This is a genomic window from Streptomyces sp. NPDC001532, assembly GCF_040298625.1.
Lineage (GTDB): Bacteria > Actinomycetota > Actinomycetes > Streptomycetales > Streptomycetaceae > Streptomyces.
The window spans coordinates 1-25,861 of sequence record NZ_JBEPAL010000003.1 but is presented as its reverse complement, the minus strand read 5'-3'; the positions used below and the strand labels follow the sequence as shown (position 1 = coordinate 25,861).

General features: G+C 70.5%; 30 protein-coding genes. 11 read left to right on the top strand and 19 right to left on the bottom strand.

Going from position 1 to position 25,861, the window contains the following annotated elements:
* Nucleotides 1–17: 17 nt before the first annotated feature.
* From ABT232_RS04500 to ABT232_RS04470, 7 genes are all read right to left on the bottom strand, one after another.
* The gene (locus ABT232_RS04500; protein ID WP_351835753.1) at nucleotides 18–638 is read right to left on the bottom strand and encodes a winged helix-turn-helix domain-containing protein; all 621 of its coding nucleotides are present in this window, start codon (nucleotides 636–638) and stop codon (nucleotides 18–20) included.
* Between the two features lie 320 nt (nucleotides 639–958).
* On the bottom strand, nucleotides 959–1,879 hold the full coding sequence (locus ABT232_RS04495; protein WP_351835751.1) for a DUF6891 domain-containing protein: 921 nt from the start codon (nucleotides 1,877–1,879) through the stop codon (nucleotides 959–961).
* Between the two features lie 34 nt (nucleotides 1,880–1,913).
* Nucleotides 1,914–3,761, bottom strand: coding sequence for a hypothetical protein (locus tag ABT232_RS04490; protein WP_351835750.1), 1,848 nt, complete (start codon nucleotides 3,759–3,761; stop codon nucleotides 1,914–1,916).
* A gap of 124 nt (nucleotides 3,762–3,885) precedes the next feature.
* Nucleotides 3,886–4,917: a glutamine synthetase gene (glnII, locus tag ABT232_RS04485; protein WP_351835747.1), complete on the bottom strand. Its 1,032-nt coding sequence runs from the start codon at nucleotides 4,915–4,917 to the stop codon at nucleotides 3,886–3,888.
* A gap of 541 nt (nucleotides 4,918–5,458) precedes the next feature.
* Nucleotides 5,459–6,145: an SCO2207 family protein gene (locus tag ABT232_RS04480; RefSeq protein ID WP_351835744.1), complete on the bottom strand. Its 687-nt coding sequence runs from the start codon at nucleotides 6,143–6,145 to the stop codon at nucleotides 5,459–5,461.
* Nucleotides 6,146–6,293: 148 nt separating this feature from the next.
* Nucleotides 6,294–7,148 (bottom strand): hypothetical protein, encoded by an 855-nt coding sequence (locus ABT232_RS04475; RefSeq protein WP_351835741.1) that lies wholly within the window; start codon nucleotides 7,146–7,148, stop codon nucleotides 6,294–6,296.
* Nucleotides 7,149–7,215: 67 nt separating this feature from the next.
* Nucleotides 7,216–7,575: an arsenate reductase family protein gene (locus tag ABT232_RS04470; RefSeq protein ID WP_351835740.1), complete on the bottom strand. Its 360-nt coding sequence runs from the start codon at nucleotides 7,573–7,575 to the stop codon at nucleotides 7,216–7,218.
* 222 nt (nucleotides 7,576–7,797) lie between these two features.
* Here ABT232_RS04470 and ABT232_RS04465 point away from each other — a divergent pair, with 222 nt between their 5' ends.
* A complete protein-coding gene (locus tag ABT232_RS04465; protein ID WP_351835737.1) occupies nucleotides 7,798–8,112 on the top strand; it encodes a hypothetical protein in 315 nt (104 codons plus the stop codon).
* A gap of 67 nt (nucleotides 8,113–8,179) precedes the next feature.
* Here ABT232_RS04465 and ABT232_RS04460 read toward each other — a convergent pair whose 3' ends face one another.
* On the bottom strand, nucleotides 8,180–9,364 hold the full coding sequence (locus tag ABT232_RS04460) for a winged helix DNA-binding domain-containing protein (protein ID WP_351835734.1): 1,185 nt from the start codon (nucleotides 9,362–9,364) through the stop codon (nucleotides 8,180–8,182).
* 241 nt (nucleotides 9,365–9,605) lie between these two features.
* Here ABT232_RS04460 and ABT232_RS04455 point away from each other — a divergent pair, with 241 nt between their 5' ends.
* On the top strand, nucleotides 9,606–10,970 hold the full coding sequence (locus tag ABT232_RS04455) for a DUF2252 domain-containing protein (protein ID WP_351835731.1): 1,365 nt from the start codon (nucleotides 9,606–9,608) through the stop codon (nucleotides 10,968–10,970).
* A gap of 152 nt (nucleotides 10,971–11,122) precedes the next feature.
* Here ABT232_RS04455 and ABT232_RS04450 read toward each other — a convergent pair whose 3' ends face one another.
* Entirely contained in the window at nucleotides 11,123–11,644 is a 522-nt protein-coding gene (locus tag ABT232_RS04450) for a DUF1269 domain-containing protein (RefSeq protein WP_351835728.1), read from the bottom strand.
* A gap of 178 nt (nucleotides 11,645–11,822) precedes the next feature.
* On the opposite strand from ABT232_RS04450, the gene ABT232_RS04445 reads away from it, so the two are divergent.
* The gene (locus ABT232_RS04445; RefSeq protein ID WP_351835725.1) at nucleotides 11,823–12,092 is read left to right on the top strand and encodes a hypothetical protein; all 270 of its coding nucleotides are present in this window, start codon (nucleotides 11,823–11,825) and stop codon (nucleotides 12,090–12,092) included.
* A 43-nt stretch (nucleotides 12,093–12,135) separates the two neighbouring features.
* Here the strand turns inward: ABT232_RS04445 and pspAB are convergent, their stop codons facing one another.
* The 4 genes from pspAB to ABT232_RS04425 form a co-directional block, all read right to left on the bottom strand.
* Nucleotides 12,136–12,720 (bottom strand): PspA-associated protein PspAB, encoded by a 585-nt coding sequence (gene pspAB, locus ABT232_RS04440; RefSeq protein WP_351835723.1) that lies wholly within the window; start codon nucleotides 12,718–12,720, stop codon nucleotides 12,136–12,138.
* Between the two features lie 2 nt (nucleotides 12,721–12,722).
* Nucleotides 12,723–13,643 (bottom strand): zinc metalloprotease HtpX, encoded by a 921-nt coding sequence (gene htpX, locus ABT232_RS04435; RefSeq protein ID WP_351835720.1) that lies wholly within the window; start codon nucleotides 13,641–13,643, stop codon nucleotides 12,723–12,725.
* A gap of 88 nt (nucleotides 13,644–13,731) precedes the next feature.
* Nucleotides 13,732–13,989, bottom strand: coding sequence for an SCO2583/SCO2584 N-terminal domain-containing protein (locus ABT232_RS04430; protein WP_351835718.1), 258 nt, complete (start codon nucleotides 13,987–13,989; stop codon nucleotides 13,732–13,734).
* Nucleotides 13,990–14,231: 242 nt separating this feature from the next.
* Nucleotides 14,232–15,002: a DUF2637 domain-containing protein gene (locus ABT232_RS04425; RefSeq protein ID WP_351835716.1), complete on the bottom strand. Its 771-nt coding sequence runs from the start codon at nucleotides 15,000–15,002 to the stop codon at nucleotides 14,232–14,234.
* A gap of 1,030 nt (nucleotides 15,003–16,032) precedes the next feature.
* On the opposite strand from ABT232_RS04425, the gene ABT232_RS04420 reads away from it, so the two are divergent.
* Together ABT232_RS04420 and ABT232_RS04415 are read left to right on the top strand one after the other, a co-directional pair.
* A complete protein-coding gene (locus ABT232_RS04420; protein ID WP_351835714.1) occupies nucleotides 16,033–16,248 on the top strand; it encodes a hypothetical protein in 216 nt (71 codons plus the stop codon).
* A gap of 83 nt (nucleotides 16,249–16,331) precedes the next feature.
* Nucleotides 16,332–16,919 (top strand): hypothetical protein, encoded by a 588-nt coding sequence (locus ABT232_RS04415; RefSeq protein ID WP_351835712.1) that lies wholly within the window; start codon nucleotides 16,332–16,334, stop codon nucleotides 16,917–16,919.
* Nucleotides 16,920–17,037: 118 nt separating this feature from the next.
* On the opposite strand, the gene ABT232_RS04410 is transcribed toward ABT232_RS04415, so the two are convergent.
* Both ABT232_RS04410 and ABT232_RS04405 read right to left on the bottom strand, forming a co-directional pair.
* Complete coding sequence (locus ABT232_RS04410; protein ID WP_351835710.1) at nucleotides 17,038–17,262, bottom strand: hypothetical protein; 225 nt, start codon at nucleotides 17,260–17,262, stop codon at nucleotides 17,038–17,040.
* 2 nt (nucleotides 17,263–17,264) lie between these two features.
* Nucleotides 17,265–17,477, bottom strand: coding sequence for a hypothetical protein (locus tag ABT232_RS04405; RefSeq protein WP_351835707.1), 213 nt, complete (start codon nucleotides 17,475–17,477; stop codon nucleotides 17,265–17,267).
* A 174-nt stretch (nucleotides 17,478–17,651) separates the two neighbouring features.
* Between ABT232_RS04405 and ABT232_RS04400 the strand changes: the two genes are divergently transcribed.
* The 3 genes from ABT232_RS04400 to ABT232_RS04390 are packed head-to-tail and all read left to right on the top strand — an operon-like array spanning nucleotide 17,652 to nucleotide 19,258.
* Nucleotides 17,652–17,885 carry a hypothetical protein gene (locus tag ABT232_RS04400; RefSeq protein ID WP_351835705.1) on the top strand — a complete coding sequence of 78 codons (234 nt, stop codon included), beginning with the start codon at nucleotides 17,652–17,654 and terminating at the stop codon, nucleotides 17,883–17,885.
* Nucleotides 17,866–18,390, top strand: a complete 525-nt coding sequence (locus ABT232_RS04395) for a DUF6879 family protein (RefSeq protein WP_351835703.1) — start codon at nucleotides 17,866–17,868, stop codon at nucleotides 18,388–18,390. The genes ABT232_RS04400 and ABT232_RS04395 overlap by 20 nt, the downstream gene beginning before the upstream one ends.
* A gap of 19 nt (nucleotides 18,391–18,409) precedes the next feature.
* Nucleotides 18,410–19,258 carry a helix-turn-helix domain-containing protein gene (locus tag ABT232_RS04390; RefSeq protein ID WP_351835700.1) on the top strand — a complete coding sequence of 283 codons (849 nt, stop codon included), beginning with the start codon at nucleotides 18,410–18,412 and terminating at the stop codon, nucleotides 19,256–19,258.
* A 555-nt stretch (nucleotides 19,259–19,813) separates the two neighbouring features.
* On the opposite strand, the gene ABT232_RS04385 is transcribed toward ABT232_RS04390, so the two are convergent.
* From ABT232_RS04385 to ABT232_RS04375, 3 genes are all read right to left on the bottom strand, one after another.
* The gene (locus ABT232_RS04385) at nucleotides 19,814–20,266 is read right to left on the bottom strand and encodes a hypothetical protein (protein ID WP_351835697.1); all 453 of its coding nucleotides are present in this window, start codon (nucleotides 20,264–20,266) and stop codon (nucleotides 19,814–19,816) included.
* An 833-nt stretch (nucleotides 20,267–21,099) separates the two neighbouring features.
* Nucleotides 21,100–21,294: a hypothetical protein gene (locus tag ABT232_RS04380; protein WP_351835694.1), complete on the bottom strand. Its 195-nt coding sequence runs from the start codon at nucleotides 21,292–21,294 to the stop codon at nucleotides 21,100–21,102.
* A gap of 2 nt (nucleotides 21,295–21,296) precedes the next feature.
* Nucleotides 21,297–22,580, bottom strand: coding sequence for a phage major capsid protein (locus tag ABT232_RS04375; protein ID WP_351835691.1), 1,284 nt, complete (start codon nucleotides 22,578–22,580; stop codon nucleotides 21,297–21,299).
* 291 nt (nucleotides 22,581–22,871) lie between these two features.
* Here ABT232_RS04375 and ABT232_RS04370 point away from each other — a divergent pair, with 291 nt between their 5' ends.
* Nucleotides 22,872–23,135 carry a site-specific integrase gene (locus ABT232_RS04370; protein ID WP_351835688.1) on the top strand — a complete coding sequence of 88 codons (264 nt, stop codon included), beginning with the start codon at nucleotides 22,872–22,874 and terminating at the stop codon, nucleotides 23,133–23,135.
* Complete coding sequence (locus ABT232_RS04365; protein ID WP_351835685.1) at nucleotides 23,128–23,598, top strand: tyrosine-type recombinase/integrase; 471 nt, start codon at nucleotides 23,128–23,130, stop codon at nucleotides 23,596–23,598. The genes ABT232_RS04370 and ABT232_RS04365 overlap by 8 nt, the downstream gene beginning before the upstream one ends.
* Nucleotides 23,599–23,631: 33 nt before the next feature.
* Here the strand turns inward: ABT232_RS04365 and glnA are convergent, their stop codons facing one another.
* Nucleotides 23,632–25,041, bottom strand: a complete 1,410-nt coding sequence (gene glnA, locus ABT232_RS04360) for a type I glutamate--ammonia ligase (protein WP_351835682.1) — start codon at nucleotides 25,039–25,041, stop codon at nucleotides 23,632–23,634.
* A 207-nt stretch (nucleotides 25,042–25,248) separates the two neighbouring features.
* Between glnA and ABT232_RS04355 the strand changes: the two genes are divergently transcribed.
* Complete coding sequence (locus tag ABT232_RS04355; RefSeq protein ID WP_351835679.1) at nucleotides 25,249–25,719, top strand: RDD family protein; 471 nt, start codon at nucleotides 25,249–25,251, stop codon at nucleotides 25,717–25,719.
* The last annotated feature ends 142 nt before the right edge of the window (nucleotides 25,720–25,861 follow it).

Here is a 25,861-nt window from a genome sequence, read left to right as displayed (position 1 = left end):
GTCGTCCGGCCCGTCGGTCAGCGGCCCGTCGGCGGGGTGTACTTGTAGCCGACCCGGCGCACGGTGCGGATGGACTGCCGGTGCTCGGCGCCCAGCTTGCGGCGCAGCCGGGCGATGTGCACGTCGACCGTGCGGCCGTCGCCCACGTGCCCGTAGCCCCACACCGTGGTGACCAGCTGGTCGCGGGTGTGGACCCGGTGCGGGTTGCCGACCAGATGGGCCAGCAGCTCGAACTCCAGGTAGGTGAGGTCGAGTTCGACCCCCTCCACCTCGGCGATCCGGCGCACGGAGTCGATGCGGATCAGGGGCTCGGGGTCGGCCGCCTCGGGCGCGGTGGGACCGGCGGCCGCCTCCGGGACGGCGGTCGCGGCCGACGGCTTCGGGATCTGCTGGTCCGGCACCGCCACCGGCAGGAACGGCGGCTGCTGGTCGGCCGGGACCAGCACCAGGTAACCGACCATCGGCGGACGGCCCGGCAGCACGGGCAGGGTGTGCTGCGGGGCCGGCAGCCAGGTGGCGCCCGGCGGCAGGAAGTCGGCCACGTCGATCACGTCGTCGCGGTCGACGGCCCGCAGCCGGTGCCGGGAGGTCGTGGCGGGGGAGTGGGTACGGGAGGACAGGGAACCAGTGGTCGCCATGAGAGGTCAGCTCTTTCGCGCGAGGAGTCCGTCAGGAGGGGACGTACGTCGTCGCGCCGGCCGAAGGCCTGGGTGTACGGCTTTAGAGGGCCGGCGCGTTCGTCGCGCGGCAACACACCCGGTCGAAGTCGTGGTGCTGACGGGAAGGCCAGAAGGGCTCGAGGTCATGGCGACCCGTCGCGAAGTACTTCTGGAAGCTGGCCATAGCCCCATTCAAGCAGACATCCGCCGAGGACTGGACCCTTCTCTCACTGCGTGGACGCTCCGAGGGCCAAGTCGGCGCGGAACGCGGGGAGCGAAGGGACGCCGGAGTCCGCTCCTCAGCCCTCCAGACGTCTGCGCCAGTCCAGGTCGGTGACGGTGATGGACCGGCTCGGAGAGCCGTCCCAGTCCGCCGACAGACCGGCGGCCGCCAGCGCGGCCACCACCTCGCGGCCGACGGCCGCCGTGGTCTCCTCCGCGTCGTCGAACCCGCCGTAGTACAGCGGGAGTCCGGCGCCGCGCACGGCGTGCTCGGTGCTCTGCCGGTGGAAGAAGACGAAGCCGTGCGCGTCCTCCCGCTCCGCGCCGATCTCCGTCATGCCGCAGCTCCGGCAGCAGGTGAAGTTCTCCCGGGCGGTGATGCCCTCGGCGTCCAGCGCCGCGAAGGCGCGGGCGAGGCGCTCGGGGTCGGTGACGCCCGTCCAGGTCTCCTGCTCGGCCAGCCGCTCCAGCCACAGCCGGTCCACCAACTGCCGTGCCTGGGCGGCGGACACCGGCCGCTCGTCCCCCTCGACCAGGTACTCCTCGGCGAGTTCGGCCAGTTCGCGGCGCGAGTCGTAGCCGGCGCGCAGGGCCAGGCCGACGCGCTCCTCGAGCGTCGCCCGCACCTCGTCCGGCAGCTCGGGCACCTCCTCGCGCGGACCCATGTCGACCGGCTCCCAGGCCACGCCCGCGTCCCAGCCCGCCGCCTGCCGGGCCCAGCCGGTCAGCAGCGCGGCCACCTCGTCCCGGTCGGCGAGGTCCGTACCGAAGAAGGCGTCGACGCCGGCGCGGTGCTCCAGGCGGTAGCCGCCGCCCTCCTCGTGCCACACCTGCGCGAACACATCCGGGATGTCCGGTATCCGCTGCACGATCAGGAAGCGGTCCCCGGCACCGCCGATCCGCTCCACCAGCTCACGCAGCGCCGCCGCCGGAATCCGCCGGTGCGTCTGCCAGTTCTCCGTCTCGACCCTGATGGCCAGGCCGCCGTCGATCTCCATGCCCCGACGATGCCACACGGCACCGACAACGCCCTCAGCCGACTACCTCGGCGGTCGCCAGCAGCCGCCGCACGGCGTCGCGCACGACGTAGTCCTCGTGCGGGCGCCCGTCGTCGAAGACACCGCCCGGCGCCACCCGGCGCGCCGACCCGGCCGCCCGCCGCAGCGGTTCCACCGCGGGCCGGGGCAGCAGCCCGACGGCGGTGAGCGCCCGCACGGCGGTGAGCTGGACGGGGTGGAAGGCCGGCGACGTCACGGCCTGGCGGGCGAGCGGCCCGAGGACGTCGGCGTCGCGCCGCCCGGTGATCCGCCACACCGCGTACGCCGCGGCGGCCCGCGTCGGCGGCGCCCCGTGCGCCAGGCGGTCCTCCAGCAGCGGCAGCAACGGGGCTGCGGCGGGCCCCAGTTCGCCCGCGTACGGCACCGCCCGGCCCCGCCGCTCACCCGTGAGCAGCCGCCGCAGCACGCTGACCGCGAACCCGGCGTCCCCGGTGACCCGGTGGTGCGCCACCGCCGCCGGCCCGGCCAGGCCCTCCCCGTCGCCCTCCGCGGCCTCCCGCAGCGCCCGCTCGCCCGCGCTCCCGGCGTCCGGCCCCAGCGCGCCGAGCAGCCGTATCGCGGCGTACGGGTGGACACCGTGCGCGAGCAGCCGCGCCGGCCGGTCCGCCGACGCGGCGGCGAGCGCGGGGAAGCGGGCGAGCGTGCCGAGCAGGGCGCCGGGCAGCGCGTCGGTGAACCTCCCGGCGGCCAGCAGGTCCGCCACGGCCCGGGCCACCGGCTCCGCGGCCGCTCCGTACTCCTCCGCCAGCGCCTCGGCGGCGTAGCCGGTGCCGTCGGCCTCCGGCACCTCCGCCACCAGCCGGACCACTTCCGCGACCGCCTCCGGCGCCCGGGCCCGCACCAGCGCGGTCACGGCGGCGGCCCGCACCGCGCGGTCGGGCGAGGCGGTGTACGGGCGGACGTGCTCGCGCACGCGCGCGTGGCCCTCGGCCGGCAGCGCGCACGCGAGCCGGGCGAGCCGCAGCAGGTCCGCCGGGTCGGCGCCGGTGGCCGTCAGCGCCCACGGCAGCACGTCCGTCTCGCGGTCCCGCCAGTGGTCCACGATGCCGAAGGCGATCGGCAGACCGAGGGCGAGGGCGCGCAGAGCGGCCTCCGGGTCCTCCATCAGCCGCTCGTCGAAGGGCCGGTAGGGCGATGGCCACAGGGACGGCTCGCGGTGGTGGGGGTCGGCGAGGTGGGCGGTCACGGCGTGCTCGACCAGGTCGCCGGGGAGCGGCGGTTCGGCCGTGCGCAGCAGGTCCTCGGCGGCGGCGAGCCGGACCCGGGGCTCGGGGTCGGCGAGCAGCGCACGCGCGCGTGCCGTGCGGGTCGCGGCACCCGGATCGAGCAGTCCGAGGGCGGTCACCAGCTCCCCGCGCGCCTCGGGGTCGGTCTCCTCGGCCAGCCGGGCCCGCAGCAGGGGCAGCACCGGCAGCGCGTGCACGGGCCCGCACGCGGCGACGAGCGTCACCATGGCCCGGCGCAGCCGCACGTCGGCGTCGTGCGCCAGCCGCAGCAGCGACGGCAGGGCGACGGCGACGGCCCGCTGGGCGGCGGCCACCTCGTCGGGACGGCCGGCCCCGCCCGCGATCCCGCCGAGCAGCCACACCAGTTGCAGCCGGTGCCCGGGACCTTCGAGGGCGAGCCGGGCGAGTTCCGGCACCGCGTGGGCGGACGCCGAGTACACGTCTCCCTGGTGGCACAGCGAGGAGAACAGTTCCTCGAGCGCCCGCTCGCGCTCGGCGGCGTCCTCGGACGCCATGGCCCGCAGCAGCTCCGGCACGTCCTCCGCCGAGCCGTAGGCGTGCTCCAGCCCGGCCCAGTCGATCGTGATCGCCTCCATGGCGGCGCACGATACGCGTGAGGGGCGCCCGCCAAGACGGCGGGCGCCCCTCACGAGGTTCCTGTCACGAGGTTCCTGTCACGAGGTCCCTGTCACGAGGATCCTGTCACGAGGATCCTGCGGATCAGACCTGGCCGGCCTTCTCCAGAGCGGAGCAGCAGGTGTCCACCAGCAGGCGGGTCACCACGTACGGGTCCACGTTGGCGTTCGGACGGCGGTCCTCGATGTAGCCCTTGCCGTCCTGCTCGACCTGCCACGGGATGCGGACCGAGGCGCCGCGGTTGGAGACGCCGTAGGAGTACTCGTCCCACGGGGCGGTCTCGTGCAGACCGGTCAGGCGGTCGTCGATGCCGGCGCCGTAGTTCTTGACGTGGTCGAGCGGCTTCGAGCCCTCGCCCAGCGACTCGCAGGCGGTGATGATCGCGTCGTAGCCCTCGCGCATGGCCTTGGTGGAGAAGTTGGTGTGCGCGCCCGCGCCGTTCCAGTCGCCCTTCACCGGCTTCGGGTCCAGCGTCGCGGAGATGCCGAAGTCCTCGGCGGTGCGGTAGAGCAGCCAGCGGGCCACCCACAGCTGGTCGGAGACCTCCAGCGGGGCGAGCGGGCCGACCTGGAACTCCCACTGGCCCGGCATGACCTCGGCGTTGATGCCGGAGATGCCCAGGCCCGCCTTCAGGCAGTTGTCCAGGTGCTTCTCGACGATGTCACGGCCGAAGATCTCGTCCGCGCCGACACCGCAGTAGTAGCCGCCCTGCGGGGCGGGGAAGCCGCCCTCGGGGAAACCGAGCGGGCGGGAGCCGTCGAAGAAGGTGTACTCCTGCTCGATGCCGAAGATCGGCTCCTGGGCGCCGAACTTGGCCTCGACCTCGGCGAGCGCGGCACGGGTGTTGGACTCGTGCGGCGTCATGTCGATGTTCAGGACCTCGCACAGCACGAGGATGTCGTCGCCGCCGCGGATCGGGTCCGGGCAGGTGAAGACCGGCTTGAGGACACGGTCCGAGGAGTGGCCCTCGGCCTGGTTCGTGGAGGACCCGTCGAAGCCCCAGATCGGAAGCGCGTCCAGACCGGCGGGCGCACCCGCGATGATCTTGGTCTTGGAGCGGAGCTTGGCCGTCGGCTGGGTGCCGTCGATCCAGATGTACTCAGCCTTGAAGGTCACGGGCCACATCCTTCTGGGGTGGGTCTGGGCGCGATTGCGGGTGCTGCGGCGCTGCGGCACTGGGGCGCCGCGCTGTTGCCCGCGAGCCTGTCAACAGGCGATTTCCCGATCATTGCCCGAATGTGAACCCCGTGTTACCTGGTCGTTCTGTGGCGCGCTTCACGCTGTGAGGCCGCGTCGCGGCGGGAGGCCCGGCACGAACGCGGCATTCGCATCCGCAGACGCGGCGGCGAGGGCGCGCCGGGGCCGACTCGTATGCGATGGGATTGGGCCGCGCCGGGGCCGGGGTGGAGTGGTGGCCGTCCGCTCGCGCGGTCGCCGACGCGCCGGTTGTGCGGGTACGCCGCCTGTTCCTCCTGTACCCGGCCGTGCCTCGCCCGGTACAAGGCGGCGTACCCGCTCCGGCGCGCCCCGCCGGCGCCGCCGCGGCCCGCGCCGGCTTCCCTTCCGCGAAGCCGACACCTCCGTCCCCATCCGGAGGCGCCGCGTCGGCTCGGCGGTGCCGCGTCGGCTCAGCGGTTGCCTCGACCGCCGAGTCGTCTCACCCCACCTTCTCGATCACCGCCCGGCGGATCAGGAACTTCCCGGGCTCCCGGACCTGCTCGAAGGCCGCGTTGTTCAGCAGGACGCAGCTCCCGGAGACCGAGGTGACCTCCACCGTCGTGGACTTGTTGTTGTCCAGGTTGGTCACCTTCAGCTTGGTGCCGGCCGGGAACTGGTTGCTGGACGCGGCCGGGGCGCCGCCCTCGCCGGACAGGGTGACCGTGGAGCCGTTGCAGACCTGCTCACCGGCCGCCTGCGCGGGCTGCGACGGCTGCGCCTCCTGCGCCGGCTGGGACGGCTGTCCGGCCTCCGCGGGCTGGGACGGCTGTCCGGCCTCTGCGGGCTGGGAGGCCTGTGCGGTCTGGGAGCCCTGAGCCGGCCCCCCGACAGCCTCGCCCACCACGCACCCGGAGGCCTCCTGCTTGCGCTGGATCTCGGCGAGGACCGCCTCACGGTTGGCGATCCGCGCCTGCGACTGCGCGTCGGGCCTGGCCCGCTGCTCCGCGATGAACCGCTGGTTGTTGCCGAGGGCGGTGGCCAGCCCCTGGCAGACGGTCGACTCCTTCGCCGACTGCGCGGCGTTCGACGTGCTGGCCATGACGAAGGCACCGCCCCCGGCCACCGTCGCCGCGCTCACCAGCAGCGCGATCTTCTTCTTCGTACTGAGCGTTCTCCTACGCGACATGCGCGCCTCCTGAAGAGGTCGGTGGAGCGTACGCCGGTATGTACGAGATCCCGAACGAGGTTACTCAGCGGTCACGGGGATGGTTCGAAGTGGCTTGCGTCACAAGGGAGTCGGGCGGCACGGGGGAGGCGGGGTCCCGGTGTGCCGGTCACCCCTCCTCGTACGCCACCACGTTGTCGGCGGCGTACTGGAGCAGCTCCTCGGTCTGCCGGGTGATCTCCGCCTCCTCCGTCTCCGCGCCGTCGCCCCACTGGCCGTTGGCGAACACCACCGAGCGGACCGTCATCACCCGCCGGAACACCCCCGCCGCACCCGGCGGCACCGTCGGCATGCCCGCCGCGGGCGGCGGGTCGAGCGAGACCGTCTGATAGGTCACCGGGTCCATGGAGGCCATCGCGAACACCGACGAGGCGTCCTCCACCCGGCGGAAGCTCAGCACGCTCACCGTCACCTGGGAGCGCCGCTCGACATCGGTGAACAGGGCCGCCGTCAGCCGGACGCAGCCCTCGCCCTGCTCGATCAGCGCGGCCAGCTCCGGGGACGTCCCCTGGGCGCAGTCGGGGGTGGTGGCCAGGTCGACGCGTTCGTAGCGGGAGCCGTTCCGCAGCCGTACGGCGGTCGCCGGGAACGCCTGCTCGGGCCGTACGACCGGACGGGCCAGCAGGGAGGGCAGCGCGGACGGGGCATCGGGCGGGAGGGAGACGGTGACGGAGGGGGCCTTCGGGCCGCCGGAGACGGGAGAGGCGGTGGCGGTGGGGGAGTGCGGGGCGGCGGCCGTCCCGCCGTCGCTCCCGCCGGTGTACATCACGGTCCCGGCGGCGAGGGCGGCGAGCAGCACGACACCGGTGGCGCCGGCCACCGCCAGGCGGGTGCGGCGGCGTCTTCGTATGCGCTCCCGCTCCACCACCCACTGCGTGTACGGGTCGGGCGCGGGCTGCCCGGGGACGGTTCCGGGGTGTCCGTACGGCTGCCCGTACGGCGTTCCTTGATCACCGAAGGTCATGGCGGCGGAGGGTAACAGCGCGAGGCGCCTCGACTCGCACCGCCCGACAAACCGGTGGGAACGGCCGCTACCGGGACAACGCGTCCCGTACGGCCTCGTCGGTGCGGGCGACCACGGCGGTGCCGTCGTCCGCGGTGATGATGGGGCGCTGGATCAGCTTCGGGTGCTCGGCCAGCGCCGTCACCCAGCGGTCGCGCGCGGCGGCGTCCCGCGGCCACTCCTTCAGGCCCAGCTCCTTGGCGGCCGGCTCCTGGGTGCGGGTGATGTCCCACGGTTCGAGGCCGAGGCGGTCGAGCACCGCGCGGATCTCGTCCTCGGTCGGCACGTCCTCCAGGTAGCGGCGGACGGTGTAGTCGGCGCCCTCGGCGTCGAGCAGCGTGAGGGCGCTGCGGCACTTCGAGCACGCGGGGTTGATCCAGATCTCCATGCGGGACACGGTACGCCCGAAGGGTGTTGTTCGAATTCTGCGGTTGTCCCGTGAGCCTCGTCCGCCCATCCTGAAACACCGCCAATTCTCCATCCCACCTGGGACTTTGAGGGCGTTCGCGGGCCCCCCATTGTCAGTGGGGGACGGTAGAATTGAAGCAGTGTTCGAGGGAATCGCCGGAGGCCTTCCGGGCGGTTCCCTGACCGCGACAGGAGGATGCCTGTGCCCGCTGCCGCACTCAAGCCGAAGCCGTTGCCCACCCAGTCCACCGCCCGCCGTGCCGTCCAGCTCGACCTGCCGTACGCCCCCGTGGCGAAGCGGCCGCTGCCGCCGGGACGGCCGCGCGAGTGGTACGTCTCGCACAACCGCCGGCTCAAGGCCATGCGCCTGGCCATAGCGCTGCTCGACTCCGGCGTGTTCGTGGCCAACCAGGCCCCGAACGAGACGATCCGCGACACCGCCGAGCTCATCGGCGTCCACCCTCCGTCGGACACGACCTGCCACATGGTCCGGGCCCTGATGAAGTACTGCCGCTGAACCGACCCGCGAGGCCGACCGTGACGCCGGGCGCGCCGCCCGGCGTCATGGGGTTCACAGACGCCGGTCAGCGCGTCAACTCCCGCTCCAGCGGTGTCCGGAAGCGCGGCGTGACCCGGGTCGCACCCAGCCACTCCGTCAACCGCTCCGCCTCCGCGGCGATCGCCGCCTCGGCCTCGCGGTCCACGCCCGTGCCGTCGAGGACGCGCCAGGTGATCTCCCCGTCGGGCCGCTGGGCCCAGCCGCCCACCACCCGCCCGTCCCACCACACCGTCGGCCCCACGTTGCCGCTGCGGTCGAACAGGGACGGGCGCAGCTCGGGCGCGAGGAACCAGTCCCGCTGCTGCCAGCCCATGGCGGTCGGGTCGAGGGCGGGCAGCAGGGCCGCCCAGGGTGCCGCGGGGGCCGGCGCCGGGTCCTCGTCGCCCGCGAGGACGTACCCCGTGCCCTCGTCCAGCCCGACCTCGCGCGCGTCGATCGCCGCCAGCGCCCGGCGCACCTCGGTCACCCGCCACCCGGTCCACCACTTGAGGTCGGCCTCGGTGGCCGGTCCGCAGACGACGAGCCAGCGGCGCAGCAGGTCCGCCTGGGCGGCGGCCACGTCCAGCTCGGGGTGGGCCGGGGCGAGAGCCCAGCGGAACTGGCTCGACGTCCAGGAACCCAGCGGCCGTCCCCGCACCACCTTGCCCTCCACGCCCAGCACCCGCAGCAGCCGGGTCGAGACGGTGTGCACCCCCTCGTAGCTCTTCCCGGCCGCGTACGTGAACTGCTCCCGCAGCCGCGGCTCGTCGGCCGCCAGCTCCGCCGCCGTCGCCTCCCCGCGCCGCGCCAGCACGGCCAGCACCGAGGCCTCCACCTCGGCCAGCCAGCGGGCGTCCGGCGCCCCCGCCGCCGCCATGTCCTTCACCAGCGCGGCCCGCTCCCGCGCGGCGACGGCGACGCCCGTCGAGGCGTGCACGACGGCGGTCAGCTCCGCCGGGAACACGAACACGGTGTGCCGCATGCCGTGCATCCGGACCAGGGACCTGTCCGCGTACAGCGCCCGCTCGGTCTCCGGCACCGTCTTCCCCGGCTCCGCGAGCCGCGCCCCGACCGCCAGGTACACCGTCGCCGGGTCCGTACCGTGCAGGGCCACCATGCGGGCGGCGACCTCCTCCGGGCTCCCCGCCCGCGCCTCGCGCGCCAGCCGGTGCCGCACCCCCAGCCGAACCCGCCGCTCCGCCCCGCCGATCCGCCGCACACCACCACTCATCCCGACCTCCACGTCCGGTCCACACCTGCCCCGCATCCTGACGCACCCCTCTGACAACCGGGGCCCACCCGCCCCCCAGCCCCCGCCCCCACCCCTCACCCCCGTTCACCCGATCGCCGTACTGGGCATGCGCCGGCCCCGTCGCCGCATTTCACTGCCAACAGGAGGCGGCGACCCCGGGAGGTGCGATGCAGCGCGACGGCGAGGGCTACCACCGCATACGGCCACCGGCCCGCACCCCATGACCAGCGGCGTCCCCGGGGGATCCGCCGGGCCCGTCGAGCGGGCCGAGCGGGGCAAGGCGGCCCGCAAGCGCGTCCCCCGTACCGCGCACGCCGGCTGGCTCGCGCCCGTCGACCGGCAGGATCCCGTCGGCGTACTGGAGCGGCAGGGCCGGGACCGGCTGCCGGAGCTGCTGCCGATCCGGTACGGGCGGATGGCCGCCTCGCCGTTCGCCTTCCTGCGCGGCGCCGCCGCCGTGATGGCCGCCGATCTCGCCTCCCAGCCGCACACCGGCCTGACGGTGCAGCTGTGCGGCGACGCCCATCTGCTCAACTTCGGCCTGTACGCCTCCCCGGAACGCACCCTGCTGTTCGACCTCAACGACTTCGACGAGACCTTCCCCGGCCCCTTCGAGTGGGACGTCAAGCGGCTCGCCGCCAGCACGGCCGTCGCCGCCCGGGAGAACGGGCACAGCGACGACAAGGCGCACCGGGCGGCCCTGGAGACGGCGGCCGCGTACCGTGCCGCGATGCGCCGGCTGGCCACGATGGGCGAACTGGACGTCTGGTACGAGCGGATCGAGGCCGACCGGCTGCTGCCGCTGGTCCGCTCCGCACGGCGCCGCCGCCGGGTCGAGGCCAGCCTCACCCGCGCCCGCCGCCGCACCAGCCTCCAGGCCCTCGACAAGCTGACCGAGGTCGTCGACGGCCGGCGCCGCATCATCCACGACCCACCGCTGCTGGAACCGGCCGGCGCCCCCGACACGGCCGCCCTGCGCAAGATCTTCAGCGACTACCGCTCGACCCTCACCGAGGAGCGCCGCCTGCTCCTGGACCGCTACCGCTTCGTCGACGCGGCCCGCAAGGTGGTCGGTGTCGGCAGCGTCGGCACCCGCTGCTTCATCGTGCTGCTCATCGGCCGCGACGCCGACGACCCGCTGTTCCTCCAGATCAAGGAGGCCCGCAAGTCCGTCCTGGAGGACCATCTGCCCAGCGGCCCCTACGACCATCCCGGCCACCGGGTCGTCGCCGGGCAGCGGCTGCTCCAGGCCGCCGGCGACATCTTCCTCGGCTGGATGTCCGGCCCCCAGGGCCGCGCCTACTACTGGCGCCGGCTGCGCGACATGAAGGGCTCCGCGGACGTCGCCGGGATGAGCCCCGCCGAGCTGCGCGCCTACGCGGGGCTGTGCGGCACCGCCCTGGCCCGCGCGCACGCCCGCTCCGGCGACCGCATCGCCATCGCCGCCTACCTCGGCGGCGCCGACACCTTCGACCGCGCGGTCGCCGACTTCGCCCTGCGCTACGCCGACCAGACCACCGCCGACCACACCACGCTCGGGGCGGCCGTCGCCGCGGGCGTGGTCACGGCGGCGCCCGAGGTCTGAGGGCGAGCGGAACGCACGACAGCGGTACGGCGGTGACGGCAGCGATACGGCGGTGACGGCAGCGATACGGCGGTGACGGCAGCGATACGGCGGTGACCGCGCCGGGACGGCGCCGTCACCGCCGTGGACCTGGATCTTCCGGCGGCGGCCGGTCAGACCGCGGGGGAGGCGTTCGCCGGCTTCGGCGTGGCGGCCGCGGCGAGCGCCTCGCGCAGGTGGTCCTCCTCGGCCTGGCCGAGCGAGGTCTGCACCAGCTCACCGCCGAACGCGGCGATCTGCGGGATCACCTTGTCCTGGGCGGCGTGCTTGACCAGCACGAACAGCGCGGCGGCGCCCGGACGGAGGTTCTGGCTCAGCTCCTTCATGAAGCTGTCGTTGATACCGGTGTCGGTGACCGCGCCACCGGCCGCGCCGGCCGCCGCGCCCACCGCCGCGCCGAGCAGCGGGGCCAGGAAGAGCAGACCGATCACGCCGCCCCACACGGCACCGCCGGCCGCGCCCACCGCGGTGTGGTTGACGGCCTGGTGCAGCTTGATCCTGCCGTCGTCGCGCCGCTCGACGACCACCGCGTCCTCCAGCTCGACCAGATGCTGCTTGGACAGCTCGAACAGCTTGTCGCGCACCTCGTTGGCGGTGGCGAGGTCGTTGTAGGCGACGACGAAGAGATTGCTCATACCGGGCACCCCTTGTGTTCGTTTTGTTGCATTTCGACCGACTTTATAGCGACCGTGACCATGGCGCAGTCGGAGGAAGAACGAAGCGGCGCGGCCGGGAAAAGGGGATGCGCCGCTGCGTGCGCCCAGGGCACCCTCGGAACATCCCCACCCCACGTCCCAGGAAGGGAGGCCTGTCATGGGCACCATCGTGCTTTCCGGGGCGGCCGTCCTGGCCGTCCTGGGCTTCGGGAACCACGTGTACTGGCTCGCCGCCGTCGCCCTGCTCTTCCTGTACGTCCGGTACGGGCGCGACGCGACGCCCCCGCCCCCCACGGGACCGGGGCCCGCGCCCACCACGTACCAGGCGTACCGCGACCGCCGTGACCAGCAGGCCAAGTGGGAGCGCCGCTACCGCCGCGAGCGCCCCCTGGAGGCCCGCCGTCAGGAGCGCGAGAAGAGCGGGTGACCCGCGGAGCCGGAGCCGCAGCCCCGCTGCTCTCGGCCCCCGGTCACAGACCGGGGGCGCCCCACACCGGGAACCACCGGCTCAGGTCCTCCTCGATCCGCAGATCGCCGGCGAGCGCCGCCCGCAGCTCCAGCTCCAGCGCGTTGTCGCGCCGCTGCGCCACGCCGGGCAGCGGCGCGAACGGGTAGAAGGTGCCGCGCTTGTAGAGGTAGACCAGCGCCAGCCCGCGCCCCTCCGGGTCGCGGAAACCGGCCAGCGAGCACAGCAGCTGCGGGCCGAAGCCGTTGACCTCCATCGCGCTGTTCACCGCGTGCAGATCGTTGACCAGCAACGGCAGTTCGTCGGGGGAGCGGCGGGAGACCAGCCAGGAGTAGCCGTACCTGTCCTGCTCCAGCTCCACCGGCGGCCCGGTGCGGTCGGTGTCCGCGTCCAGCAGCGCCCGCACCTCGCGATGCGTCTGCTCGAACGCGGCGCCCTCGACCGTGGCGAAGCACACCGCGCCCCGGCCGGTGGGGGTGAAGGCGGCGGCGGCCTCCAGGGTCACCGCCGCCGACGGCAGCGCGAACAGCCGGTCGAGATCGGCGGCGACCGGCCGGCTCCGGCCGAGCAGGATGTCCAGCAGCCGCATGCTCACCCCGCCTTCCCAGGCGCCGCGGCCTCACCCAGCTCACCGGAGATCCGGCCCAGCTGCTCCAGCCGCTGCCCGAGGGTCGGGTGGGTGGAGAACAGCCGGGCCACCCCGGGCTCCCGGCCGAGCGCCGGGGTGAAGTAGAAGGCGTTGAAGGCCTGGGCCGTACGCAGGTCCCGGGTCGGGATCCGGGCGATGTCCCCGGTCACCTTGGTCAGCGCCGACGCCAGCGCCGAGGGCCGGCCGGTGAGCAGCGCGGCGGCGCGGTCGGCCGCCAGCTCCCGGTACCGCGACAGCGCCCGGATCAGCAGGAAGCTGATCGCGTACACGGCCGCGGACACACCCATCACCGTGGCGAAGAGGACCGCGGTGTTCTGGTCCCGCCGGCCCCCGCCGAACAGCTGCGAGTAGAACGCGAACCGCACGATCAGACCGGCGATCACCCCGAGGAACGAGGCCACGGTGATCACCGCGACGTCCTTGTGCGCCACATGCGACAGCTCGTGCGCGAGCACGCCCTCCAGCTCGGCCGGCTCCAGCCGCCGCAGCAGCCCGGTGGTCACACAGACCACGGCGTTGTCGGCGTTGCGCCCGGTCGCGAACGCGTTCGGCATCTCCATCACGGAGACGGCGACCACCGGTTTCGGCATGTCCGCCAGCGCGCACAGCCGGTCGACCACGGCGTGCAGCTCCGGATACTCCTCCCGCGCCACGATCCGCCCCCGCATCGCGTACAGCGCGATCCGGTCGGAGAACCAGTACTGCGCGCCCAGCAGCGCCGCCGCGACCACCACGACCAGCACCCACGACTTCAGCAGCACGATCAGCGCGGCGACGAACCCCACGTACAACAACCCGAGCAGGAACAGCGTGACCGTCATCCGCACGGTCAGCCGCCGGTCCCTGCGAAAGCGGCTCCGCATGACCCATCACCTCGCGGTCCGGCCCCCGTCCTCCTGCCAGTGTGCACCCGGACGACGGGAGCGGCGGGCCGCCTCGGACCGGGCGCGCTCAGTACGTCCCGCGCGTGCCCGCCCACCCCAGCAGCAGGATCAGCGCGGCCACGCAGCCCAGCACGATCACCGTCGAGCGCCAGGACGAGCGGCGCGGGGTTCTCGGGCCGGGGTCGGGACGGAAGGGGACCGGGCCGGGCGGGTCGTGTCTCCAGCGGGCGGCGAGCATACGGGCCCGGGCCGAGGGCTCCTTGTGCTCGGCGCGGTCGGCCCAGCGGAGGTCGAACTCCCGGTCCTCGTCGTCCCGCTCGGACATCCCGTCTCCCCGCGATCCTGGCCGTACAGCCGTACAGCCGTACAGCCGTACAGCCGTACAGCCGTACAGCTGTCGAACAGCCGTACAAACCACCATACGGCGGCGCCCCCGCCTGGAGCTGCTGCACTTCACGTCGCGTGGTGGTCCAGGGGGCGACCGCGGCCATGGCCGCCATCGAGGCCTTGAGGCAGCAGGTGCCCGGGGAAAGAAACCGGGCACCTCGTGCACCGAGGACCATGCCGCTAGCGGCGGCGGCGCCGCGTGCCCTGTCGCGGTGGCCGAGTCAGCGTGATCTGCCGGATGAGCTGCTGGAAGCACGCAAGGGAGGCGAGGGCCGGCAGGCACGCTCCGGCGACACCGGTGACGGTTCTGTCTGCCTGAGCCACGCACAGCATCATCGCGACGGAGGAGAACAGCAGAACGATGAACCACGAGTGCACGGCTCGGCGCCGGTGCAGGGCAGTCCGGAGGATGGAGAGAGAGGCCACCATCCAGGGGCCGTACACGAGAAGAGGCCACGACGGGGCCACGGCGCCTCCCGTCCCGGAGGTGATGTTCTGCAGAGGCCTGTAGGCCACCATGCCGCCGAAGACGCTGACCATCGCCACGATGACGGCAACGAGCGCGACGATGACGTAGCTGCCAGTCTGCAACCACTTGAGCCGGGCTCTTCGGACGTGGAGCTTCCGGTGCCCGGCGGAGGAGCGTCGGGTGGGCGGCAGTTGAGCGGTGATCTGCGCCAGGCTCTCCATTGGGTCGGTGAAGCCGACGCCGGATGCGGGCTCGCTGCGAGGTGGCGGGATCTTGGCTGTCTGCTCCGCCGAAACAGCCTCCTGCAGGAGATAGGTAAGTTCCTCGGCGGGGTCCCAGTCGGCGTCGGGTGCAGTCAGGGGAACTCCTGAGTGCACGCTGTCGGCATGTGCCCCGTTCCAGCCGGTACGCGGCCCGTAGGAGTACGCGTCGTAGTAGTACTCACGCTGCCCAAAGGCAGGATCGACATAGTCATGATTCACGAAAATGCGACCCGTCATGCTGTACGCGGCGGCCGGAGTTCTCCGGGCCGTTCCATCGTGAATTGAGTCCCTCCTGGAGTTCCTCCAGCAGGGCGAGGAACTCGCGAAGCAGTGGCTCGGTGACCTGACGTTCGGACTGCGCGTCACCCCCGGTCCCCGTGGGCCGTACCGTCAGCACCACGCATTCCGCACCAGGCTGGAAAGTGTACTTACCCATTGTCAGGCCGCGGACCGCAGAAATATTATCCGTCGTCGCGTTGCCTCGAGGAAGGCCGCGGGTCCTTGCTGTCGTCATATTCCGATAACGCGGCTCCGCCCCTTCAGGGCGCGCGGCAAACGAGTGACCTTACGAAGGTGAAAACCAGAGAAAGGGCTTATTGATCAATTACTCTACGCATCTAATTTCGCACCCTATTAGTCGATAAATTCTTCTTCTCGACTCCACTTGAGGAGTAAATAGGATTCGCTGCCTGGCGATCTCTGGGCCGGACACGACAGCGTCCATCGCCCTGGACCGGTGCCGCTGTGGCCAGCGCCGTCGGGGAACGAATCACCGCCCCGGCCGATCTCTCCGGAGCTACGGATCAGGAACCGAGAAGCCGACGGCCGGCCCTCCCGCGCTGGGAGGACCGGCCGACGGCCCAGAGACGGTCCAGGGGAGCGGTTGCCCGCTCTGGCCTGGGGCGATGTCACACGTCGAAGTACAGCTCGAACTCGACAGGGGAAGGCTCCCACCTGGGCGCCTCTACGCAAGAGGGTGCCTGACCAGCGCGTTCCCTTCTCATCGCTTCGCATCTGTTCGCGCCTCTTTCCAAGGTCCCACGGAACAGGGGCGGAACAGAGGGCACGCACGACCTTCGGGTCTGGGCAGCAGTACGGCCGGTGAGTGCCGGGGTGACCTCTCACCCGTTCAGCCTCTGGTGGCGCCTTGAGCGCCCCTCATCCGAACCGCAAGATCTGAACGTGGCTTCCGTAGTTGAAGCCCCTCGCCTGGGCGTAGGCCAACGAACCCCGCAAAGAAGTGATCCACATGACCCGCACCATCAGCCCCGAAACCGACCGCGCCCTGACCGCGATGGCCGTGCTCGCGGCCAGCCGGGGCGACGACGAACAGCGCGTGCGCGATCTTCGGCAGCACTTCACGAACGGGGAGTTGGTGGCGGATGCGCTGGAGACCATCGGTTGGTTCTGCGCCGGGAAGGCGGGCATGCCGCTGGCAGATGTCCTGCGCCGCACCCTCGGCTGACCGAAGCCCCAGGGCTCAGCGCCACGGGGGGAGCGGATGCATGATGGACGCAGGCAGGGGGGCGATTCGAGAAGAAGATCGTCATGAAGCACTGGACCGCCAGCGTCGCCGTTGTGGTCGCTCTCGTCGCCGGTGGCGCCGCAGCCTGCGGGGACGGTGGCAATGACGCAGCACCGTCGCCCACACTGACCGGGGTGGAGGGGGTGTCGCCCCCGCCGAGCACACCGCAGACGACGGCGCCACCACAGACACCGCGTGAGCTGAGAGCCGGGCAAAAGATCACCGTCACGACCGAGGACGGACCTGCTGAGATCACCTTGCTGGCGGTAGAGCGAACCACCGCCATCGGCGATTCGAAACCTGATCCGGGCCAGCAGTTCGTGGTCTACTCCATGCAGGTCAAGAACCTCGGCACGACCGGCGAGTGGAACACGCACTGGCTGGAGAGTCCGCGCTGGTCCGGCAGCGACGGGGAGGCCGACAGTCCCGTCTTCGTGGCTGGCCCTACCGACCCCGAACTGATCCCCTACGACCCGTTCTCCAGCACACCGGAGCCGCGTCCCGGCGAGCACATTCGGGCGACGGAAGTACTCCAGGTCCCGAACATCTCGGGCACCTTCCAGTTCGAGGATGAACCGGGCAACGCGCAGTTCGACATCGTCGTCAAGTAGTGGACCGCCTCAGCTCCAGACGATCCACCCGCACCGGCCGCACGCCCAGCGCACGAGCCGCCCGGCAGGGGTGGCGGTCATGGCGCCGCCGCACCGCCGAAGGCAGGCCAGGGTGGCCCTACTCAACGGCCTCGGCCGGAACCCGGATGGCTTCGGTGATCTTCTCGACGGCGTCCGCTCGGATCATGCCGAGATGCACGTACGGGCTGCCGCTGTGGGTCACCATGGGCCGGATGCCGCCCCAGACGCGCTCCGGGAGGCCGAGGGCGGCCAGGGCCTGCCGGATGGCGTCCGCCGCGTCCTCGGCCTGCTTGCGGCCGTCCCGGTACGTCTGCATGTCCATCGTCACGAGTGACCGCCTCCGGCGTGGTCGCGGATCGCCGTGGCGTGTCTGGCAGCCTGGGCGATGTCTCCCCGCTTCTTGCACGTGTTGAGCTGGCGCCACTCGGACTGGCAGCGTGCGCAGTCGGCGACCGGGGCGCAGTCGAGCAGCCAGGCGTCCAATCCGATCGGAAGCTCTACGGGCGGTTCCTGGGTGGTCTTGTGTCTCGTGGACATGGATGCTCCCCGACTCTGCGTGACTCCGGGTACGACCGTAGGGAGCTGTGAACAGGCCGGTCCACGAAGTTGCACGCGGTTGCACGCGCCCTGGGGTGACCTTGACGGCCATGTCACGGCGCCGTGAGGCTCACCCTGCAACCGGCAGCAACCGGCTCGACGTAGGGAGAGGCAATGCAGCTACGGTTCGTCGGCAAAGATCCGGAGTCCGGGGATCACGGCTGCCCGGCCGTATGGGTGGACGAGAAGACACACGATCTCGTCCTCCAGGGCATCAGGGCCGACGCCGAGACGGTCGCGCGGACCGTCCAGGACAGCCCGCTCCCCGATCATGAGGGAGTGATCCGGCTACCGCAGCGCATGATCCCGCTGCTGAGGGAGGCACTTGATGGCGCAAAGCCTGAGTAGTTTTGCGGACCTGATCCGGTCTGTGGAGCACTCCGCCGTGCACCTTGAGACTCGCGACGTGTACGCGATCTCCGATGAGGACGAGGGGTTCGCGGCGTGGAGGCGCGGGCACCGGCTCGACCCGGAGAACCGCGAGTCGTGGTGGCGCCCGTGGCTCGACCTGGTTCAGAAGGTCACCGCCAAGGGTGTCGTCATGCGCCGAGCCCGGATCGTCGGCGAGCCGCAGAGCGAGTACATCCGCTACGAACACTCGTTCACGTTCACCAACGTCGCGGCGGGCGAGGAGGTCCGTTGGCTTCCCAGGCGACAGGCTTCGGACCTCGCACTTCCGGGGAACGACTTCTGGCTCTTCGACGGTCGCATCGTTCAGTTCAACGTCTTTGATGGCGAGGGGCGTTGGGTGCACACCGATCAGACCGACCAGCCGGCGGTCGCCCAGTTGTGCTCAACCGCGTTCGAGGCCGTCTGGGAGCGAGCCATCCCGCACGAGAAGTACGTCATCTGAGAAGCCGGTACGCCAGTTCATGCCCACGTCTCCGCTTTCCACCGCCCAGGCCGCCCGTGCGGCCATCGCTACCCGCCTGGACGAGATCAGGAGGGACGCCGGGCTCAGTGGGCTTGAACTGGCAACGCGGTGCGGCTGGCACAAGTCGAAAGCGTCGCGCATCGCGAATGCCAAGACCGCCCCGTCGGACGCTGACATACGGGCGTGGTGCCGGGTTTGTGGCGCCGAGGACCAAGCGGCGGATCTGATCGCCGCCTCCCGCACCGCCGAGTCCATGTACGTCCAGTGGCGGCAGATCCACCGGGACGGCATGCGGCGCGTCCACGAGAAGACCATCCCGCTGTACGAGCGGACGGCTCACTTCCGCGTCTACGCCTCGAACGTGGTTCCCGGCATGCTCCAGACCGCTGACTACGCGGCCGGGCTTCTGAGGGCCATCACGGACTTCCAGGGCACCCCCGACGACGTGGACGACGCCGTGCAGGCCCGGCTGAACCGGTCCCGCGTCGTCCACGAGGGCAACCATCGGTTCGCCCTGCTGCTGGAAGAGGCGGTGCTCTACTACCGGGTGTGCGCCGAGCCCTCGATGGCCGCGCAGCTCCGGTACCTGCTGGAGATCATGTCCCGGCCGAACGTGTCCCTTGGGATCATTCCCTTCACGGCCCACCGCACCGTTTGGCCGCTGGAAGCCTTCTACGCCTTCGACGAGGCCCAGGTGGCCGTTGAGACGCTGACGGCGGAGGTCAACATCACGGCCCCCGGAGAGATTCGCACCTACCTGAAGGCGTTCGCCGAGCTGTCCCGGATCGCCGTGCACGGGCGCGAGGCGAGAGAGTGCATCAGGAAGGCTCTCGACTCCCTAGGTTGACCTGTCAAACTCTCCTGCATGGATGCAGGGTTGGCCGCAGTGCTGGGGGCATTGGCGGGAGCTGCGGCGACGACGGGGGCGGCATTCGCCACGGGATGGTCGACGCGCGAACAGGCGAGGATCGCAGCGCGAGCGGAGCACCGCCGACAGCGACGCGATGCAAGGCAGGCTGTCTACGAGGAGTTCATAAATAGCGTTGGCGCATTACTTAGGAAAACATCCACACCCATGGACCTAATCGCGCGACACCCTTCACTGCGGCCTAACCTGCAAGAACTAGCCCCCTTCAGCGAAACGATTAGCGAAATCGCCACAAAAGTAATGCTGGCCGGGCCGGAACATATCAGTAGGAGAGCGTCAGTAATAAGCGTATACGCCTTGCGCCTAATTATGTCTCTGGCACTCATAGAGGCGCATATTAGAACCGAAGACTCTGAAGTCGCGAGTGACGACTGGGCTCAAGCCCAGGAGGTCCAAGAGAAGCTGAGTCAGGAGATGGCAAGTTTCTCAGTAGATGCTCAAACGGTCCTGGATGACGACGGAACCCGCTCGTGATCACCGACCCTCCTCGCCGTCCCATCCAGGGATCAGATGCAGCGAGCCGACGACGGGCGGGCAGACATTCTCAACTTGACTACAGAGGACTGCACTTGAGGGCTGCCCGGCATCCCGCTGCGGCGGGTCCGGAAGGCCCTTCGTGCGCCGGTAGGCGGCGGCGCGGGCGCGGTTGCCGTTGATCGCACCCTGCCGACGATTGCAGGACGCGTGCGCCCAGCCCAGGTAGCCGCTGCCGTCGTCGGCGTGGTCCAGGTCGATCGATTCTCCTGGGTGCATCGTCTTGCCGCAGCGGGCACACGGGTTCCCGTACGCGGCGTCGCGGGTCTGCTCGACCAGCCTGCGATGCTCGGGGCCGTACCGGCTACTGCGGCAGTCCTTGCAGCGTTTCGCCGGTCGGCCGGTGTGCTGATAAAAGGGGCGCCCACAAGATTCGCAGGTCAGACTAGGCATTTGAGCCTCTTTCCAAGATCGATTTACCCCCGACCCCTCAGAGAGAGGCGAAACGATGGCGGCGGGGTCGCGAAGTCAATTTGATCCATGGGGACACCCGCCCCCCTAGGTTGGCCGGGGGTGCACTTTATTGGCGTGAATCCCCTCCGGTCGTGCAGCAAACACTTAGCCGAGCACGTTTTCATGCACTGAGTGTGGAAGATGGGAACCATTGGTTCCGAGTTCGATCCTCTCGGCTCCCAAGACCTTCGGAAGACATGCCGTCGGAGTTGGTCACGAGTGGTGCTTCACTCTTGCGATTCGGCTTTCGCTTCGTCGAGTTTCTCTTCTGCGAGCTTCATTCGTGGCGCTTGCAGGGCTCACGTGTATGGGATGCACGCATCGGGGCCATGGGTGACGCCTGCCATCTCTCGCTCGCGTCACTCGGTAGATTGATTACGTTCGTTGCTTCACTGATTCAGTTGATGTTGTGTTGATGCTGAATCGATGATGATGAGTTTGTTTGTCGATCATCATCACGTGTGTGAGTGGTGGCGCAGTGCATGGCACAGGTGTGGGTACTGCACCGGGGCAGGGCACCAGGGCCAGGGAGGGTGGGGCCTGTACGCCACACTGGGGGCCTGCCACCACCTCACCGGTAGCGGAACACCAGGGCGGTGCCACCAGGGCCTCAGCGCGGCGTGCATTGACCCCGGCTCCTCTGCCGAGAAGATGGCGAAGCGGCAGAAGGGGCCGGGGTCTGATGCCTGCGCCCCCGGTTCGACAAGGCCGGGTGAGGTTGGCGCGGCGTCTTCCGGTCCCCCGAGTTCTGAAGCGAGGGACCGGAAGCATCTTCAGTTTCCGTTTGCGTCCGAGGGCTTGAGCGCCCGCCACATGTGGACCGGGATGCGTTCCCGCCGTCCGCCCTTCTGGCGGCGACGGCCCTGCTCGCCCAGGTCCTGGATACCATCCGCCATCTCTTCGAGCGCCTTCTCCTGCTCTGCGGCGTTGTGCCGTGCACAGTCACGCAGGACTTCGAATCCGCCCATGGTCAGCCCCTCACTCCCGTGTCCACAACGAACGCTTCCGGGTGGAACAGCTGGATGTCCGCCCGGAGGTGGGCCAGCACACCGATCTGAAGGTTGTCCGCGTACCGCTCCTTGAGGAACTCCAGCTCGATGCCGGTCCTGATGCCGATCCCGAGCTGGTTCCACTGCGCGGTGTACAGCTCCGAGCAGTCGGTGGAGGTGCCCACCGTGAGGTTGATCGGGATCTGCTTGGTGTTGAGCCGGGGGATGGTCGCCAGCGCGGCCGGGGGGATCAGGTAGGCGTTGGTGGTCGCCTCCTTCAGCTTGGACAGCGACGTCTCCGAGCGGGGTGCCTGGATCTGGGCGTTGGGCTCGAAGTTGTTGTTCCGCACCGTGCCCACGGAGTCCAGCCAGAAGTCGTAGTTCGTGATGGCGGCACCGTTCGCGCCATGCGTGGTGGTGGTGATGCCGCTCTGGTTGAGCACACCCCTCGGCTCGGGTGCCGTGCCGGTTCCGCGCAGCGCCACGCGGTCGAGTTCGAGGGCGAGCTGCTGGGCGAAGCTGTGGGCGATGATGTCGCCGGCTGCCGGGGAGGAGTCCTCGAACAGTTCCCGCGACAGCTTGACCAGCCGGGCCAGGCTGCGGGCCGTGAAGGTGACGGCGTCGAAGGTCAGGTCCACATCGGTGATGAGCGCGTTCTCGTTGCGCCAGCCCGGAGTTCCCTCACCGGTCAGCCTCGGGACCTTGAGCGTCTGCGTCGTCATGGGCACGAACGTCGCTCCGGCCTGCGCCACCACCATCTTGTTGCGGACCAGGTCGATGAAGCTCGAAGCGAGCGGCGTGGGCACGGTGTGTCCGCCTGCCGTCAGCGTGCCTTCGCTCATGGCCTTGCGCTCGCGCTCGGCGTCCTTCCAGTCGCCGGTCACCAGGCCGCGCATGTACTTGTCGAAGTTGAGGCCCTCGGTCTGCGGGTCGCTGTGCCCGTTGGCCTTGAGCCAGTCGCCCATCTTCTGGCCCTTGGTGAGGACCTGGGCGCCCTTGAGGCCGCTTGCCCCGCCCGCGTACGAGCGCGGGTCGAGACGGGCTCCATCGCCGGACTCGCCATAGAGGCCGCCGCCCTCGGCGGTCTTCTGGACGGCCTTGAGGTCTTCGAGTTCGTCCATGAGACGGCGGATGTGGGCGACCTTCTCGGCGGCGCTGCCCTTGATGGAGGTGACGCGGTCCATCTTCATGTCCGGACCGGCCTCTTCGAATATCTGCTTCAGCTCGGCCTTCTTGGCTTCGAGCGCGGGAAAACTGATGGTCATGACTGTCTCCGTGAATGCGCGTGGTTTTGCTCGGCCTCGTTCCGGAGACAGTCACCCTCAAGCGAGTTCCGGTTTCGCAAAACCGACATCGCTCAGGGCACCTACATCCACGGATCGGCGGCCCGGACAACGGTCGAGCAGTGGTGCGAAACATGGCTCACCGGGTACGCCACCCGCAGGCCGTCGACAGTCCGGCAGGCCAGGGTTCACATCCGCCGTATCAACAAGGAGTTCGGCGGGATGCCGCTCGGGGCGGTGCGGCCGTCCCAGGCCAGGGCGTGGTGTGCGCGGATGCGTGAGGAGGGGCTGAGCGCGTCGTACGTCTATGCCTGCCACCGGCGGCTGTCCCAGATCATGGGCGACGCGGTGCATGACGGCCTGCTGGCGAAGTCCCCGTGCTCGCGGCGTACCTCACCGGGCCAGGGTGCCCAGCGGCCCTACGTGGCGACCACAGCGCAGGTCTGGGCCCTGTACGACGCGTTCCCGGAGCGCATGCGGGCCGCTGTCCTGCTCGGGGCGTTCGCCGGGCTGCGTGTCTCCGCTCCGGGTGTCTGATGTCGACTTTCTGCGCGGCGTCGTGCATCCGGCCGTCCAGTACCCGAGTGTGGAGCTGAAGACGGAGGTCTCTAAGACGTCCATCCCCGTGCCCAGGTCGCTCGCCACGCTGCTGTCCGCGCAGGTCTCCACCTGGCGGGCCGAGACGCTGCTCACGGGTGAGGACGGAGAGCAGCTCTCCCCTTGGGCGCTGGAACGTGCCATGAGGAAAGCCCGTGGCCAGGTCAAGGACCTGCCCACGGGCTTTCGTTTTCACGATCTGAGGCACTACTTCGCGAGCCTGCTGATCGCGAACGGCTGCGATGTCAAGGTCGTCCAGGCGCGGCTGCGTCACGCCTCCGCGAAGACGACCCTGGACGTCTACGGGCACCTCTGGCCGGACTCCGACGAGTCCACCCGTTCCGCCGTCGACGCCGTGCTCACTGCCCGGACGGAACAGGGCCGGAACACGAGCGCCCAGTGACGACTGCGCCGCAGGTCAGCCGGGGTGAAAGGCTTACACGTCGAAGTAGAGCTCGAACTCGTGCGGGTGCGGACGCAGCTGGAGCGGCGCGATCTCGTTCGCGCGCTTGTAGTCGATCCACGTCTCGATCAGGTCCGGGGTGAACACGTCACCCTGGAGCAGGAACTCGTGGTCGGCCTCCAGGCGGTCCAGGACCGCGCCGAGGGAGGTCGGGACCTGGGCGACGTTCGCGTGCTCCTCGGGAGCCAGCTCGTACAGGTCCTTGTCGATCGGCTCGGCCGGCTCGATCTTGTTCTTGATGCCGTCCAGGCCCGCGAGGAGCAGCGCCGAGAAGGCGAGGTACGGGTTGCCGGAGGCGTCGGGCGCGCGGAACTCGACGCGCTTGGCCTTCGGGTTCGAGCCCGTGATCGGGATACGCATCGCGGCGGAGCGGTTGCGCTGCGAGTAGACGAGGTTCACCGGGGCCTCGAAGCCCGGCACCAGGCGGTGGTACGAGTTCACCGTCGGGTTGGTGAAGGCCAGCAGCGACGGCGCGTGCTTGAGGATGCCGCCGATGTAGTAGCGGGCGGTGTCGGACAGACCGGCGTAGCCCTGCTCGTCGTAGAACAGCGGGTCGCCGTTGCTCCACAGCGACTGGTGGACGTGCATGCCCGAGCCGTTGTCGCCGAAGATCGGCTTCGGCATGAAGGTCGCGGTCTTGCCGTTGCGCCAGGCCACGTTCTTCACGATGTACTTGAAGAGCTGGAGGTCGTCGGCGGCGGCGAGCAGCGTGTTGAACTTGTAGTTGATCTCCGCCTGGCCGGCGGTGCCCACCTCGTGGTGCTGGCGCTCGACCTGGAGGCCGGAGCGCTCCAGCTCCAGGGAGATCTCGGCGCGCAGGTCGGCGAAGTGGTCGACCGGCGGGGCCGGGAAGTAGCCGCCCTTGTAGCGGACCTTGTAGCCGCGGTTGTCCTCCAGCGCGCCGGTGTTCCAGGCGCCCGCCTCGGAGTCGATGTGGTAGAAGGACTCGTTCTCGGACGTCTTGAAGCGCACGCTGTCGAACACGTAGAACTCGGCCTCGGGGCCGAAGAACGCGGTGTCGGCGATGCCGGTGGAGGCCAGGTAGGCCTCGGCCTTCTTCGCCACGTTCCGCGGGTCACGGGAGTACTGCTCACCGGTGATCGGGTCGTGGATGAAGAAGTTGATGTTGACCGTCTTGTCCCGGCGGAACGGGTCCACGCGGGCGGTGGAGAGGTCGGCGCGCAGCGCCATGTCGGACTCGTGGATGGCCTGGAAGCCGCGGATCGAGGATCCGTCGAAGGCCAGCTCCTCGTCCGGGTCGAACGCCGCAGCCGGAATCGTGAAGTGCTGCATGACGCCCGGCAGGTCGCAGAAGCGGACGTCGACGAACTTGACGTCCTCGTCCGCGATGAACTTCTTGGCCTCGTCGGCGTTCTGGAACATCCAGCTCCTCCTACTCCCGACCATCCCGCCGGGGTGGTAGATCGTTCGTGCGGCCAGTGCGGTGGCACACGCTGCCTCGACCCTAGGGAGGCGTGATTTCTCCGGCGTGACCCATTTGTTTCGCACAAGTTAACCGGCTCGGTTCCACCGTAGTCCGAAAACACCCCGCCGTCCCCCGGTCATATACGGGCGCAGTACCGTGTACGGGTGGACAAGAGGCAAGCAATCGGATCATGGCTCTCCGGCCCGCGCGCGGCCATGGAGGACGCCGGTGCGGACTTCGGATACCGGGGCGAGCAGCTGGGTCTGCCGGAGGACGGGCCGGGCTCCCTGGCCGGTCCGGGACGGCGGCTCGGGGCACTGGCCGTGGACTGGGGCCTGTGCTTCTTGATCGCATACAGTTTGATCACCGACGGCTACCAGCAGCAGGCCACCGGCAACTGGACCCTGCTGGTGTTCTTCGTGACGAGTCTGCTGACCGTCGGCACCGTCGGCTTCACCCCCGGCAAGCGCCTGCTCGGCCTGCGCGTGGCCGCCCTGGACACCGGCACCGTCCACCCCGGCCGCGCCCTGCTGCGCACGGTCCTGCTCTGCCTCGCCGTCCCCGCCCTGGTCTGGGACCGCGACGGCCGCGGCCTCCACGACCGGCTGGCCCGCACGGTCGAGGTCCGGATCTGAGCCGAGCCCCACGCACACGACGACCTCACGCTCACGACGACCTCCCACCTACGACGAAGGGGGCGCCCGGAGATCTCCGGGCGCCCCCCGAGTGGGTGGGGGGGGGGGAGCGGGCCCACGGGCCCCCCGGGGGGAGGCGCAA